Source organism: Burkholderia sp. Ax-1724, assembly GCF_011752995.1.
Lineage (GTDB): Bacteria > Pseudomonadota > Gammaproteobacteria > Burkholderiales > Burkholderiaceae > Paraburkholderia.
Map to the genome: position 1 here is coordinate 40,051 of NZ_VWWL01000003.1, position 13,450 is coordinate 53,500.

General features: G+C 63.7%; 15 protein-coding genes. 12 read left to right on the plus strand and 3 right to left on the minus strand.

The genetic code is table 11. The features are described 5' to 3' along the window. The first annotated feature begins 218 nt into the window (after window positions 1–218). A complete protein-coding gene (locus F3J19_RS04185) occupies window positions 219–992 on the plus strand; it encodes a sulfite exporter TauE/SafE family protein (protein ID WP_167038120.1) in 774 nt (257 codons plus the stop codon). Window positions 993–1,255: 263 nt separating this feature from the next. Here the strand turns inward: F3J19_RS04185 and F3J19_RS04190 are convergent, their stop codons facing one another. Continuing rightward, window positions 1,256–2,617 carry an MFS transporter gene (locus F3J19_RS04190; protein WP_240158737.1) on the minus strand — a complete coding sequence of 454 codons (1,362 nt, stop codon included), beginning with the start codon at window positions 2,615–2,617 and terminating at the stop codon, window positions 1,256–1,258. Window positions 2,618–2,649: 32 nt separating this feature from the next. On the opposite strand from F3J19_RS04190, the gene F3J19_RS04195 reads away from it, so the two are divergent. The 5 genes from F3J19_RS04195 (at window position 2,650) to F3J19_RS04215 (ending at window position 5,248) form a co-directional block, all read left to right on the plus strand. Beyond that, window positions 2,650–3,009 carry a hypothetical protein gene (locus tag F3J19_RS04195; RefSeq protein WP_167038122.1) on the plus strand — a complete coding sequence of 120 codons (360 nt, stop codon included), beginning with the start codon at window positions 2,650–2,652 and terminating at the stop codon, window positions 3,007–3,009. Then, window positions 3,006–3,752, plus strand: a complete 747-nt coding sequence (locus tag F3J19_RS04200; RefSeq protein WP_167038124.1) for a glucose 1-dehydrogenase — start codon at window positions 3,006–3,008, stop codon at window positions 3,750–3,752. Before F3J19_RS04195 ends, F3J19_RS04200 begins: the two co-directional genes overlap by 4 nt. A 353-nt stretch (window positions 3,753–4,105) precedes the next feature. After that, entirely contained in the window at window positions 4,106–4,516 is a 411-nt protein-coding gene (locus tag F3J19_RS04205) for a hypothetical protein (protein WP_167038126.1), read from the plus strand. 60 nt (window positions 4,517–4,576) lie between these two features. Then, a complete protein-coding gene (locus F3J19_RS04210; protein ID WP_167038128.1) occupies window positions 4,577–4,834 on the plus strand; it encodes a hypothetical protein in 258 nt (85 codons plus the stop codon). 60 nt (window positions 4,835–4,894) lie between these two features. Next, complete coding sequence (locus tag F3J19_RS04215) at window positions 4,895–5,248, plus strand: hypothetical protein (protein WP_167038130.1); 354 nt, start codon at window positions 4,895–4,897, stop codon at window positions 5,246–5,248. Window positions 5,249–5,331: 83 nt separating this feature from the next. Here the strand turns inward: F3J19_RS04215 and F3J19_RS04220 are convergent, their stop codons facing one another. Further along, window positions 5,332–6,252: a LysR substrate-binding domain-containing protein gene (locus tag F3J19_RS04220; protein WP_167038132.1), complete on the minus strand. Its 921-nt coding sequence runs from the start codon at window positions 6,250–6,252 to the stop codon at window positions 5,332–5,334. A gap of 119 nt (window positions 6,253–6,371) precedes the next feature. On the opposite strand from F3J19_RS04220, the gene F3J19_RS04225 reads away from it, so the two are divergent. After that, a complete protein-coding gene (locus tag F3J19_RS04225) occupies window positions 6,372–7,667 on the plus strand; it encodes a 2-aminoethylphosphonate--pyruvate transaminase (protein WP_167038134.1) in 1,296 nt (431 codons plus the stop codon). Window positions 7,668–7,741: 74 nt separating this feature from the next. Beyond that, window positions 7,742–8,545: a phosphonoacetaldehyde hydrolase gene (gene phnX / locus F3J19_RS04230; RefSeq protein ID WP_167038136.1), complete on the plus strand. Its 804-nt coding sequence runs from the start codon at window positions 7,742–7,744 to the stop codon at window positions 8,543–8,545. Window positions 8,546–8,580: 35 nt separating this feature from the next. Here phnX and F3J19_RS04235 read toward each other — a convergent pair whose 3' ends face one another. Further along, window positions 8,581–9,798 carry an amidohydrolase family protein gene (locus tag F3J19_RS04235; protein ID WP_167038138.1) on the minus strand — a complete coding sequence of 406 codons (1,218 nt, stop codon included), beginning with the start codon at window positions 9,796–9,798 and terminating at the stop codon, window positions 8,581–8,583. Window positions 9,799–10,069: 271 nt separating this feature from the next. Between F3J19_RS04235 and argG the strand changes: the two genes are divergently transcribed. From argG to F3J19_RS04255, 4 genes are all read left to right on the plus strand, one after another. Then, the gene (gene argG, locus F3J19_RS04240; protein ID WP_167038140.1) at window positions 10,070–11,404 is read left to right on the plus strand and encodes an argininosuccinate synthase; all 1,335 of its coding nucleotides are present in this window, start codon (window positions 10,070–10,072) and stop codon (window positions 11,402–11,404) included. Between the two features lie 63 nt (window positions 11,405–11,467). Further along, window positions 11,468–11,641, plus strand: coding sequence for a hypothetical protein (locus F3J19_RS04245; protein WP_167038142.1), 174 nt, complete (start codon window positions 11,468–11,470; stop codon window positions 11,639–11,641). Between the two features lie 183 nt (window positions 11,642–11,824). Next, window positions 11,825–12,817, plus strand: a complete 993-nt coding sequence (locus F3J19_RS04250) for a sensor domain-containing diguanylate cyclase (RefSeq protein WP_167038143.1) — start codon at window positions 11,825–11,827, stop codon at window positions 12,815–12,817. A 294-nt stretch (window positions 12,818–13,111) separates the two neighbouring features. Then, window positions 13,112–13,384: a hypothetical protein gene (locus tag F3J19_RS04255; RefSeq protein ID WP_167038145.1), complete on the plus strand. Its 273-nt coding sequence runs from the start codon at window positions 13,112–13,114 to the stop codon at window positions 13,382–13,384. Window positions 13,385–13,450 lie beyond the last annotated feature (66 nt).

Genomic DNA, 13,450 nt, shown 5'->3' on the forward strand with positions numbered 1-13,450 from the left:
GGCGGGGCAAGCCGCGAGAGAGGGTGGGTGAAGCTCGAAGTGTTGGGGTGGTTCGATCCGGGGCGCTGGCTTCAGCACGGCATCGCTAAAGCTTCAGCGTTTCAGCTTGAGCTTCTGCCTTAGCCCCAGACTAAGCCACGCTACGTATCTTACGCATTGTGGAGCGCGTTGCGGCGCTTGAAAATCGCCAGCATCGCTTCTTCAACGGAATTCCGCCGATGGCCTCTTCGTTTGCGCCGCTGCTTGCCCTGCCTGTCGTCGCGCGTGTCGGCACCGTGGCCGTCACCTTCGTCGTGGCCGGCTTCGTCAAGGGCGTAACGGGCATGGGGCTGCCGACGGTCGCGATGGGCGTGCTCGGCACGCTGATGCTGCCGGCGCAGGCGGCCGCGCTGCTGCTGTTGCCGTCGTTCGTCACGAACATGTGGCAACTGTTCGCGGGAGCGAGCGTGCGCGCGCTCGCGCAGCGCCTCTGGCCGATGATGGCCGGCATCGTCGTCGGCACGCTCGTGGCCGCGCCGTTCATCGCGGGCGGAGGCGGCGCATGGGCGGTCGCGGGACTCGGCGCCGCCTTGATGCTCTATGCGGCGGCCGGCCTGCTCGCGTGGCGCTTTCCGGTGCCGGCGCGCCACGAGCGCTGGCTCTCGCCCGTGATCGGCGTGGCGACCGGTGTGCTGACCGGTGGAACCGGCGTGTTCGTCGTGCCGGCCGTCCCCTATCTGCAGGGGCTCGACCTGAAAAAAGAGGACCTCGTGCAGGCGCTCGGACTGTCGTTCACGGTGTCGACGCTCGCACTCGCGATCGGACTCGCCGGCGCGCATGCATTCGCGCTCGACGATCTGGGCAACTCGCTTGCCGCCGTGCTGCCGGCGCTCGTCGGCATGTGGCTCGGCCAGCGCGTGCGCGGACGCATCGGCGCGGCGAGTTTCCGGCGCTGGTTCTTCGTCTGTCTGCTCGGCCTCGGCGTTCAATTGACCGCGCGCGCGTTCGTTTGACAAGACAGGAGCGCAGTGGATATCGAAGGAGGGAGATCGTGTGGCCCGTTATTCTGGATACGCTCGGCGCGCTCGCGGTGCTCGCGAGCGTGGCCGTGCAGATTGCGCTCATGCGCAGGCGGTGAGCGGCGGTGTGGTTTGCCGCGCGCCGATGCGCACGTTGCGCATGTTGCGTATCGGCACGCATCGGCACTCGTTGGCATACCCTGGCAATTTCAACCGGCTTCACTTCACCCGCGTTGACTCACCACCGTGGACTCGCCTCACACACGCGTTTCATCAGCCGAATCCCGCGCGGCGTCACGCGGCCCCGCATTGTCAGTTGCATTGCGCCGCTCATCTCCAATCTCGATCCGCTTCACCTCGCCGAGCAGGAACGTGTAGCACAGCACGGCAATGATCGCGAACAGGCTGATGAGCCCGAGCGCCCAGCCGAACGAACCGGTCGCGCGCACGATGAAGCCGATCGCGATCGGCGTCACGATGCCCGACAGGTTGCCCGCGAAATTGACCGCGCCGCCCGTGATGCCGACCATGCCTTCGGGCGCGATGTCGGCGACGAGCGACCACGAGGCCGACGCGACACCCTGCGCGAAGAACGCGAACGACATGATCGCGATCACGATCCAGTTGGTGTCGGTCAGCACCGCGAGCGTCATCGTCGGCACGAGCAGCAGGCCCGTCATGATCGGCGTCTTGCGCGCGGTCGCGACCGAGGCGCCACGCCGCAGCAGCCAGTCCGATAACAGCCCGCCCGCGACCACGCCGACCGACGCCGCGACGAACGGCACCGCGCTCGCGCTGCCGGCCTTCAGGATCGTCATGTGGCGCTCGGAGATCAGATAGGTCGGGAACCACGTCAGGAAGAAATACAGCGACGATAGCGAGGCGAACTTGCCCGCGCAGATCGCGATGATCTGCCGGTTGCGAAACAGCACACCGAGCTTGCGCCACGGAAACGCGTGATGTTGCCGCGTGCCGGTCTGACGGTCGATCAGCGCGCCGCCTTCGCGCAGATAGTCGAGCTCGGCCGCATTGACGCACCGGCTGTGCTCCGGGTCCCGATACATCGCGTACCAGACCGCGGCCCAGACGATGCCGAGCGCGCCCGTGAACAGAAAAATCTCGCGCCATCCGAAGCGATGCGCGATCCAGAACAGCAGCGGCGTGAGCGCCGCCATGCCGACGTACTGCCCGACCAGATAGACACTCGTCGCGAAGCCGCGCTCGTGCTGCGCGAACCAGATCGAGACGACGCGATTGTTGACCGGAAAGGTCGGCGCTTCGGCGACGCCCACGCCGAGGCGCAAACCGAACAACGTCGCGAAACGTCCCGCGAAACCCTGTGCGAACGTGAATGCGGACCAGATGAAGATCGCGCACGCATACATCACGCGCGAGCCGAAACGGTCGACGACCCAGCCGCCCGGAATGTTCGCGATCACGTAGGTCCACGAATACGCGGAGAAGATAAAGCCCAGTTCGACCGGGCCGAGCCCGAACTCGTTTTTCATCAGCGGCGCGGCGACGGCGAGATTCGCGCGGTCGAGATAGTTGACGACGGTGCCGACGAACACCAGCAACAGCATCCAGTAACGCACACGGGTGGGGCGCAAGGCAGACATGACAGGTTCTCGTTCAGAAGACGGCGAGCGCGATGGATTCGATGGGATTCGCCGAATGGCGGCTCGAAGGGATAAGCGTCTTTTGTTTTATATGTGAAACGACGATTTACAGATGGGACGATTATAGAAGCATCGGCTGGACGCGCAAAGCGGAAAACAATGGCCGTAAGGCCCGTGTAAATGACGCGATCCGGCGCAAGCCGGCTGGTCGCCTGGTCGATTGTTCGCCGCAACCGGCGTATCTGTTCGGCTCGATTCGCTTTATCCGGCTCGCCGCGCTACCTACATTGTGTTCAATGACAGCGCCACTGCATTTGCAGCTTCATCGGCGTGGACCCTGCGGTTTCCCGCAGCGGCACGCCGGCGCGAACCCTTCAGAGGACACATCATGAGCAAGCTCACTGGCAAGGTAGCGGTTGTGACGGGCGCATCGAAAGGCATCGGTGTGGCGATTGCGAAGGCATTGGCGGCGCAGGGTGCGTCGGTGGTGGTGAACTACGCGTCGAGCCGCGCGGGCGCCGACAAGGTGGTCGCCGACATCGCCGCGGCGGGCGGCAAGGCGGTCGCCGTCGGCGGCGACGTGTCGAAGGCCGCGGACGCGCAGGGCATCGTCGATGCGGCCGTCGAGACGTATGGCCAGCTCGATATCCTCGTCAACAACTCGGGCGTCTACGAATTCGCGCCGATCGAAGCGATCACCGAGGAGCATTTTCATCGCCACTTCAATATCAACGTGCTCGGTCTGCTGCTCGTGACCCAGGCGGCCGTCAAGCATCTCGGCGAGGGCGCGAGCATCGTCAACGTGGGCTCGATCGTGAGCCGCATCACGCCGTCGGGCAGCGCGGTCTATACGGCGACCAAGAGCGCGGTCGACGGCATCACGGGCGTGCTCGCGAAGGAACTCGGCCCGCGCAGGATTCGCGTCAACGCGGTTAATCCGGGCATGGTCGAGACCGAGGGCGCGCATAGCGCCGGCGTGATCGGCTCCGACCTCGAAACGTGGACGCTCAGCGCAACGCCGCTCGGACGCATCGGCCGGCCCGACGATATCGCCGATGTCGTGACGTTCCTCGCCTCGGACGATTCGCGCTGGTTGACGGGGGAATCGTTGATCGCGAGTGGCGGGCTGCGGTGAGGTGGGGGGGCGGGGTATTGATTTGGCGTTGGTTTGATTGGATGTAACGCTCGTTGCGAGCGGCGTGGCCTGAAGTGGGGAAGGCCGCGCCGTTTGTCGTTGGGTCTGTCGTTTGCCTTGCGTGTTTGCGATATATCAAATTCGCCTTGGCACAGATCAAAAACCAATCGCATTCCTATGCGAAGTTAAAAGTTGTCAAGGCTCGTTGTAGATGTACCGCTGGGTGCCTATGAACTGCTACGATCAGCGTTTCGCCCGAAAGCTGCTGTGCAGCGGAGTCCTCATGTTTTGCCGGAATGACTTTAAAAGAGCAATCGATAACGCTGACAGCATCGCCGGATATGTCACCTACAATGCATAAGCTCTATGCCATTCTTTCGATGCTGATATCGGGATCCGTTTTCGCATGTATGCCTGGCGAGAATTTCGATATCTATTTCCCGCCAGATAGCGCGATTATTCCCGCCGACGAGGTTTTACGACTAGTCAACTGGGTAGCCGATCAAAAGATTACCTACGCGAATCACAAAACCAAAGAAATAACGTGGGTGAGCGGGCATGCTGAGGAACGCGAACGGAATCCAGCGCAATTGGCCCAAGCGCGCCTGATAGCGGGTAGAGCCGTGCTCGATCAATTTGGCTTCTTGCGTGGAACGGTAAAGGCAAGTTCACGAGTCTATTCGAAGAACGATGTCGAAAACGGTCGGCGCGTTGAAATCTCGTTTGAGCCTGACTGCCCTAACAAGTGTTGTACGAGGCAGTAGCGGTTACGTTGAATGTGCGTCAAGCCATGCCAACACTTGCATGGGATACACGAGACCAATATGAGCAAGCAAAGAACCCCCAGTTCGATTGTCGTTCGTTACGATACCGAGCAAAAAATGCTGGTGTGCAATGCTGTCGCCGAGGCTGAGGTACGTCCCCTGTGTGAGGGGAAACTGGATATTCCCGTGCTGCTGGAAGAGTTCGATTTCAACATTGACGACGAATTCGCACGTCGTTTCGGTGCGGCCATTCTGAGCCTGCTGGCTGAATACAAGCCGGAGTTGAAGCAGTTCATTTCGGTCACGCCAGCGCCTTAGCGCGTTTTCTGTTTGTCGTTCGATGTGTTTTCCCTGCTGCCTTGAAAAGGGATTGGTTTGATGGACAAGATAACTCAATTCAACTACTTCCACGACTGGAATATCAGTGCTCTTGCCGTTCGCGACAGGCATAAACTCATTGTCCTGCTGGAAGATGACGGGAAGCGGGCAACCGCCACTTTTAGCGGAACCAGTCGCTGCACCGTTGAACATTTCAGCGTATCCAATAACATTGTCTTCGAGTTAAAGCTTCTCAAGCCGGAGGATACGAATTACGACCTCGCACTTGCCATGCTTTCGAAAAGCGAGCGCTTTTCTGACACGCCGGGGCGCCAGGTCGCGATAATCCTTGCAACGGCCGGCGCGGAGTTGGCTGTCGAGTTCGAGACACTTGAGATTGACGAGTATCGGTAGTTCACCATTCGCATGCCTATCAACGAAAAGCCGACTCTCGCGGGTCGGCTTTTTGCTGTCCGTCTTTCCAGCGCACAGAAATTTTACGAACTATGCGGCACCCGCGTGGAATCGGCCTTAACCGACTCCGGCTCCCCCTCGACCACCCCCGCCAACTCCACCGCAAACAACGCATCGAGCAGATTCGAGCCCGGCCGTTCGGCGAGCCGCGTCAACGACTCGGTCATCTGCACCTGGCAATCCTGTAGCGGCACCATCCGGATGCGCCGCGACTCCTTGAATTCCGCGCGCGCGATCACGCCGACGCCCATGCCTTGCGCGACCGCTTCTTCCAGCGCCTCGCGCCCGTCGACGTAAAGCACCGGCTCGACCTGCAACGACTCGCGCACGAGTTCGATTTCGAGCAGTTGCTGCGTGACCGATTGCGGCTCGCGGAAAATCATCGGCTGCCTGACGAGTTCCGCGTAGCTGAGCCGGCGCTTTTTTGCGACCGCGTAGCCGGCCGGCACCATCGCAACGAGCGGGTCGCGCCGCAACACGCGTGCTTCGAGCCGGCTATGCACCTGCGGCGCAGCGGTGATCGCCGCGTCGACCGCGCTCGACAGCACGCGCTGCATGCACTCGGCCGCATTGGCGACCGACAGCGTCACGACGATGCCCGGGTGCTGCTTGCGAAACGCGCCGATCAGCGCGACCGCGAGATCGGGCGCGTCGGCGACGAGCGACAGCGAGCCCGATTCGAGCCCGCCCGCCGATTCGAGCAATTGCCGCGCGTCGCGCTCGCAGCTGAGCATCTGCCGCGTTACGCTGAAAAGCCGCAAGCCGAGTTCCGTCGTGGCGACGCCGCGCGGCCCGCGCTCGAACAGCTTGACGCCGTAATCCTGTTCGAGCCGCCGCACGTGATCCGACACGGCCGGCTGCGTCAGCGACAGCGCCTGCGCCGCCTTCGAAAACCCGCCGTGTTCCGCGACCGCATGAAACGCCCGTAATTGCGCATATTGCACGTGTGCCTCGCTATCGAATAAGTTTTAGCGATACCTCTATCAATTATATCGATTTTACCGATGGACAGGCTTTCTATACTGTGTCGGCTATCGACATCAGTTCTAGCGGAGTGGCGGACATGGAAAGCGTGATCGGCGGTTCAGCAGCGGCAGCAGCCACGTCGGCACAACCGGCGTCACCGGCAGGCACGACGGCAGCGGCCACGCCGGCAGCGTCTTCGGCCACCCGCGCTCAAAACGTCTGCGCCGCGCCGGCCGGCGGCGAGCCCTATCTGCTGACGCCGGGGCCGCTGACCACGGCGCTCGCGACCAGGCAGGCCATGCTGCGCGACTGGGGCTCGTGGGACGGCGACTTCCGCGCGATGACCGCGCAGTTGCGCGCGAACCTGCTCGAAATCGCCGGCGACACCGCGGGCGAGTACGACTGCGTGCCGCTGCAAGGCAGCGGCAGCTACTGCGTCGAAGCGATGCTCGGCAGCCTGATCCCGCGCGACGGCCACGCGCTCGTGCTCGCGAACGGCGCCTACGGCAAGCGCGCGGCGACGACGCTCGGCTATCTCGGCCGCGCCTGCACGCTGCTCGACAAGGGTGACTATCTGCCGCCGCGCGGCGTCGAAGTGGAGCGCATGCTCGACGCCGATCCGTCGATCACGCACGTCGTCGCGATTCATTGCGAAACCAGTTCGGGCATCCTGAACCCGCTCGAGGAAATCGCAGCCGCCGTCGCGAAGAAGGGCCGCAAGCTGCTGATCGACTCGATGAGCGCCTTCGGCGCGGTGCCGCTCGACGTGCGGCAGATCGTCTGCGAGGCGTTCGTCTCGTCGGCGAACAAGTGCATCGAGGGCGTACCGGGCTTCGGCTTCGTGATCGCGCGCAAGAGCGCGTTGCAGGAAGCGAAGGGCCGCAGCCATTCGCTCGCGCTCGACCTGCACGATCAATGGGACGTGATGAACCGCACGGGCCAATGGCGCTTCACGCCGCCCACGCATACGGTCGCGGCATTTATCGAGGCGCTGCGTCTTTACGCGCTCGAAGGCGGACAGCCGGCGCGGCTCGCACGCTACGAAAACAATCGCGACGTGCTGGTCGCCGGCATGCAGACACTCGGCTTCGAGCCGCTGCTCAATGCGCACTGGCGCTCGCCGATCATCGTGACGTTTTTCTCGCCGGCCCATCCGTCGTTCGAATTCGCCCAGTTTTACGAACTGATGAAGCAGCAGGGCTTCATCATCTATCCGGGCAAGCTGACGGTGGTGGACAGTTTCCGCATCGGCTGCATCGGCCAGGTCGACGCGTCCGTGATGCGCCGCGTCGTCGACGCCTGTGCGCAGGCGCTGCGCACGATGGGCGTGCCGCATGCGGCGCCACCGGCCGCCGCGCTCGAAGAACGCAAGCAACTCGCGCAGGCCGCGTAAACAGGCACAACAGGTGCAACAGGCACTTGTGCGGCACTCGCGCAACACATTCGGATTGCAAAGGATCGGGAAAGATGAAGCACGTTAAAGCGGTGATTTTCGATTGGGCCGGCACAGTGGTCGATTACGGTTCGCGCGCGCCGATGGGTGCATTCGTCGAAACCTTCGCGCAGTTCGGCGTGCCGGTCACGATCGACGAAGCGCGCGGCCCGATGGGCATGGCCAAGCGTCCGCATATCGCGGCGCTGATGGCGCTGCCGCGCGTCGCGCAAGCCTGGGCCGAGCGCTACGGCCACGCGCCGGGCGAGGCCGATATCGATGCCGTGTACGACGTGTTCGTGCCGAAGAACATCGCGGTCGCGGCCAGCTATAGCGCGGTGATTCCCGGCGTCGCCGAAGTCGCGAGCGCATTGCGTCACGACGGCGTGCGCATCGGCACGACCACCGGCTATACGCGCGAGATCATCGACCAAATCGTGCCGGGCGCGGCCGCGCAGGGCTTCTCGCCGGACAGCATCGTCTGCACCGGCGATACGCCGGAAGGGCGGCCGTCGCCGTACATGATCTACAAGACCTTGCCGCAACTGGGCGTATGGCGCGCGCGCGAGGCGATCAAGGTCGACGATACCGAGGTCGGCATCGAAGAGGGCATCAACGGCGGCACGTGGGCGGTCGGCGTCGCGGTGAGCGGCAACGCGTTCGGCATGAGCGAAGCGGAAGTGAAGGCGCTGTCCGCCGACGAGTTCGCCGCGCGCCGTCGCGCCGCGATCGGCAAGCTCAAGGCGGCGGGCGCGCATTACGTGATCGACAGCGTGGCCGATCTGCTGCCGGTCGTGCACGAAATCGACGCGCGGCTCGCGCGTGGCGAGCGGCCCTGAGGTTTTCTCCGCGCTGAACTGGACCTGCTGCGCGTCTACTGAGCAACCAGCGCGCCATCGCGCGCGACCACCTTGCCGTTGGCCATGACGAGCTTGCGCACCGGCCGCGCGACGATCGCATGCGCGAGCGTGTCCGCCTCGACCAGCACGAGGTCGGCGCGCGCACCGGCTTGCAAGCCATACGACTCGAATCCGCACGCCCGCGCGGCCACGCCGCTCACGCAATCGAACGCGAGCGCGAGGTCGTCGTCGCGGCGCAGGCCGTAGCGCATCGCGATCAGCATCGCGCGTTCCAGCATGTCGGGCGAACCGTAGGGCGTCCACGTATCGCGGATGCCGTCGTTGCCGCCGAACAGTGTCACGCCGTGTTCGAGGCACGCCTTGAGCGGTGGCACCGGCACCGACGGTGGAGCGGTGGTCAGCAATGCGACGCGCAGGTCCGCGAGACGCGCGAGCAGGGCATCGCGTTCGCGCTCGGGCAGTGCGCCGAGACAGAACGCGTGACTGACTACCACCTGCCCCTGCATGCCGAGCGCCGCGACGCGATCGAGCAGCAGGCCGAGCGTAAACGCACCGATTTCCCCCGGCTCGTGCAGATGAATGTCGATCGGCTTCTGATGCCGCTGCGCGAGGCCGAACGTCAGGTCGAGCGACTGCACGGGATCGCCGTCGATCAGCGCCGGGTCGAGCGCGCCGAGCACGTCGGCGCCGGCAGCCAGCGCGCGATCGAGCAGCGCGTCGGTGCCCGGCCGGCCGAGCAGCCCCGATTGCGGAAACGCGACGATCTGCAGGTCGAACACGTCGCGCAGGGTCTGACGCGTCGCGAGCACGCCGTCGAGATGACGCAGACCCGCGTCGGTATCGATATCGACGTGCGTGCGCAAACGCGTCGTGCCCGCCTGCATGAACGCGCGCGCGAGCGCAAGCGACTGCGCACCCGCATCGTGGCCGCTTTGCGCGCGCCAGCGCCGTTCGTTCTCGATACGGTCGGTGAGCTTCGGGCCGACCTCGTTGCGATACCAGCGCATGCCCCAGTGGGTCTTGTCCAGATGCGTATGGCCTTCGATGAAACCGGGCAGCAGCAGCGCGCCCGCACCGTCCTCGATCCGCATGCCGGGTTCGCGCGCGAGGCCCGGACCGAGCGCGGCGATGCGGCCGGCGGCAATCGATACGTCGACGCGCGCGCCGTCGGCAAGACGCACGTTGGTGATGAGCGAGGCGTTCGTCGTGAGAGGCGTGGCGGTCGTGGTCATGGCGGCGTCGAGTGGAAGAGGGTGAGGACAGGGACGATGAACGCGGCTGCAAAGCGATTGCACAGCGGTTTCAAGCGCGAGCAACGCAGGCCGCTCGCGACGCGACGGACAGACGGCGATACGGGCCGCGCAAGCCCCCGCCGGCGGGCAAAAACCAAGGCTGAGCGCCTGTTCACGGTATACTCCCGCGAACTTGCCTGATCGCCAGGCTTGCCCGATACTCAGCTATTACCCCCAATCTCCCCGTACGTCGAGTTTAACGCTACTGCTTATGAGCACAATCCTTGAAAGTCTTCCGATCGGCCAGAAGGTCGGTATCGCGTTTTCCGGCGGCCTCGACACCAGCGCCGCGCTGCACTGGATGCGCAAGAAGGGCGCCGTGCCGTATGCCTACACGGCCAACCTCGGTCAGCCCGACGAAGACGACTACGATTCGATCCCGCGTCGCGCCACGCAATACGGCGCCGAAGGCGCGCGCCTGATCGACTGCCGCGCGCAACTGGTCGCGGAAGGCATCGCGGCGCTGCAATGCGGCGCGTTCCATATCTCGACGGCGGGCGTCACCTACTTCAACACGACGCCGATCGGCCGCGCCGTGACGGGCACGATGCTCGTCGCCGCGATGAAGGAAGACGGCGTCAACATCTGGGGCGACGGCAGCACGTACAAGGGCAACGACATCGAGCGTTTCTACCGCTACGGCCTGCTCGTCAACCCGGACCTGAAAATCTACAAGCCCTGGCTCGACCAGCTGTTTATCGACGAACTCGGCGGCCGCGCGGAAATGTCCGAGTTCATGCGCCAGTCGGGCTTCGACTACAAGATGTCGGCGGAGAAGGCGTATTCGACCGACTCGAACCTGCTCGGCGCGACCCACGAAGCGAAAGACCTCGAAAGCCTCGAATCGGGCATCAAGATCGTCAACCCGATCATGGGCGTCGCATTCTGGCGCGACGACGTGCAGGTCGCGAAGGAAGAAGTGACGGTCCGCTTCGAGGAAGGCCAGCCGGTCGCGCTGAACGGCAAGACGTTCCCGAACGCGGTCGAGCTGCTGCTCGAAGCGAACCGCATCGGCGGCCGTCATGGTCTCGGCATGAGCGACCAGATCGAGAACCGCATCATCGAGGCGAAGAGCCGCGGCATCTACGAAGCTCCGGGCCTCGCGCTTCTGAACATCGCGTACGAGCGTCTCGTTACCGGCATCCATAACGAAGACACGATCGAGCAGTACCGCGAAAACGGCCGCCGTCTCGGCCGTCTGCTGTACCAGGGCCGCTGGTTCGATCCGCAGGCGATCATGCTGCGTGAAACGGCACAGCGCTGGGTCGCGCGCGCGATCACCGGCGAAGTGACGGTCGAATTGCGCCGTGGCAACGACTACTCGATCCTCAGCACGAAGTCGCCGAACCTCACGTATCAGCCCGAGCGTCTGTCGATGGAGAAGGTCGCGTCGACGTTCTCGCCGCGCGACCGCATCGGTCAGTTGACCATGCGCAATCTCGACATCACCGATACGCGCGACAAGCTGCGTATCTACTCGCAGGTGGGTCTGCTGTCGTCGAACGACGTCTCGGCGCTGCCGCAGGTGAAGTCGGATAAAGAGTAACTGCCAGAGTCAATGCGCGAGTCCGTGCGAGAGTAAATCCGGGCGTCAATCCGGAGCAGGCTCGTGAAGAACGGGGAAGGGATGTCCTTCCCCGTTTTCTTTTTTCCGCCGTCCGTTCGTGCTTTTGCCTCCTCGCTGCTGCGTTTTTCCGCCGCCAATTCCTCACCGATCCGCCTGATCGCCGCGACGTCGAAGCGGCTCCGCACGACAGCTTCGTACGACGTATTTGTCTGCTGAATACGGCATGAAATCGCCTCGCAACGAGGCCTGGTTCGCTCAATCACGCCCCCTCGTCATCTTTTCTCGCGATCGCTCGATCGGCGCTCAAGTTTCGCCGGCCTATGCCGTTGACATGAGCTAATCCCATTCTGGAACCTCGCCGTGCAACTCGCTTACAGTAACGACCGCCTGGCCAGCCGGATGCCCATCGAGCCCCCCGCGACCGGCGAAGCCGAGGTGGAGTCTTCGGTCATCGAATGGCTGTTGCATGACGATCAGGTAATGCGCGAATGCTTCACGCACGCGGCGGAGATTCTCAAGAGCGTGACCGGCGCGGCGATCACCGCGATCGTGCTGCTCGACGAAGAGCACGAGCATTACCGCGCCGAAGTCGGCATGGCGATGCCGCTCGTCACGCGCGCCTGCTCGCTCGCCGACTATGCGGTGCGCGACGCCGATCTGTTCGTGATCGAAGACGCGCATCACGACCACCGCTTCCGCGAATGCATGCTCGTGCGGCGTCATCCGTTCGTGCGGTTTTATGCGGCGATTGCGCTACGCGCGCCGAACGGCGAGATCGTCGGTGCGCTGTGCGCGATGGACCCGTCGCCGGGCCGGCTCGATGCCGGGCAACGCGGCGTGTTCTACCATCTGCGCGCGATGATCGAAAACGATCTGAAGATGCGCACCGCCACCGCGATCGATCCGCTCACGCAGCTTTATAACCGCCGCTTCCTGCTCGACAGCATCGCGCGCCGCTGGAAAGAAGCGCAAGAGGGCGACGTAATGGGCTCGGTGGTGGTCGACGTCGACTGGTTCAAGCAGTACAACGACACGTACGGGCATCAGGCCGGCGATCAATGTCTGCGCAAGGTCGCCTCGGTCATGCAGGCCGCCGCCGACAACGAGCGCATCGTCGCCGGACGCATGGGCGGCGAGGAGTTCGGGCTGCTCGTGCTGCAGGCGCGAGCGTTCGAACTCGAAGACACGCTCGAAGCGCTGCGCCGTGGTGTCGCCGACCTCGCGATCGAGCATGGCGCGTCGCCGCTCGGCATCGTGACCGTCAGCGTGGGCGCGTCGCTGACGCGCATCACGGAGTCGTCGCGGCCCGCGCATCGCGATGGTTTCGCGAGTGCGGATCAGGCGTTGTATCGTTCGAAGCATAGCGGCCGCAACCGCGTAACGATGGCGTAAAGCGTAAAACCATAGTACGGCGCGGCGTGCCCGATCATCAGCGATCCTGACGATCGGGCACGCAGTTGGCTTGCCTTGAGCGCTGCCTGCGCTTGCTGTTCGCTGTTTTCCCGTTTCCGGCCGGCGATGCGTACCATGCCTGCCTATCGCAGGCAACGCATTCCCCATTACTTCCCCGTTAATGCGTACGATCAAAATCGTACGCGCAAATTGCCGCTGCACGAACGGTCATAAGGTTTTCTTAAGCTTGCACTGTTGAGATAACCTTATGAATAACGGCTGCGAACAATAACGATGCCCCGTGGACGCAAACCTGGCCGGCAAGCCGAGAAGACGCATTGCCGGTTGCTTTATCTGCTGGAATTGGCGCGCGGCAGTTCGTACGTCGCGAGTACGCTGACGCCGGAAAGCCAGCATGCGGCAATTGCCGAGGTGTTGCGCGAGTTCAGCCAGCAACACGACGCAGACAAGCTGCCGATGTTTCGCGAACTGCTCGCGGAAAGACTCCAGGAGCGAGGCGATCTCGACGCGGCGCAGGCGGTATTGAGTTTCAGATTGCGTCAATAGAGCGCGGGAAAACCGGCGCGGAACAGCGCAGGCGCGCTGCCCGCAAAAAACGCCTCGGCTTGAGGC

Excerpts from the sequence above, each read along its gene's own strand:
- F3J19_RS04185 (WP_167038120.1), top strand. The coding sequence starts at position 219 with ATGGCCTCTTCGTTTGCGCCGCTGCTTGCCCTGCCTGTCGTCGCGCGT.
- F3J19_RS04190 (WP_240158737.1), bottom strand. The coding sequence starts at position 2,617 with ATGTCTGCCTTGCGCCCCACCCGTGTGCGTTACTGGATGCTGTTGCTG.
- F3J19_RS04195 (WP_167038122.1), top strand. The coding sequence starts at position 2,650 with ATGGATTCGATGGGATTCGCCGAATGGCGGCTCGAAGGGATAAGCGTC.
- F3J19_RS04200 (WP_167038124.1), top strand. The coding sequence starts at position 3,006 with ATGAGCAAGCTCACTGGCAAGGTAGCGGTTGTGACGGGCGCATCGAAA.
- F3J19_RS04205 (WP_167038126.1), top strand. The coding sequence starts at position 4,106 with ATGCATAAGCTCTATGCCATTCTTTCGATGCTGATATCGGGATCCGTT.
- F3J19_RS04210 (WP_167038128.1), top strand. The coding sequence starts at position 4,577 with ATGAGCAAGCAAAGAACCCCCAGTTCGATTGTCGTTCGTTACGATACC.
- F3J19_RS04215 (WP_167038130.1), top strand. The coding sequence starts at position 4,895 with ATGGACAAGATAACTCAATTCAACTACTTCCACGACTGGAATATCAGT.
- F3J19_RS04225 (WP_167038134.1), top strand. The coding sequence starts at position 6,372 with ATGGAAAGCGTGATCGGCGGTTCAGCAGCGGCAGCAGCCACGTCGGCA.
- phnX (WP_167038136.1), top strand. The coding sequence starts at position 7,742 with ATGAAGCACGTTAAAGCGGTGATTTTCGATTGGGCCGGCACAGTGGTC.
- F3J19_RS04235 (WP_167038138.1), bottom strand. The coding sequence starts at position 9,798 with ATGACCACGACCGCCACGCCTCTCACGACGAACGCCTCGCTCATCACC.
- argG (WP_167038140.1), top strand. The coding sequence starts at position 10,070 with ATGAGCACAATCCTTGAAAGTCTTCCGATCGGCCAGAAGGTCGGTATC.
- F3J19_RS04250 (WP_167038143.1), top strand. The coding sequence starts at position 11,825 with ATGCCCATCGAGCCCCCCGCGACCGGCGAAGCCGAGGTGGAGTCTTCG.
- F3J19_RS04255 (WP_167038145.1), top strand. The coding sequence starts at position 13,112 with ATGCCCCGTGGACGCAAACCTGGCCGGCAAGCCGAGAAGACGCATTGC.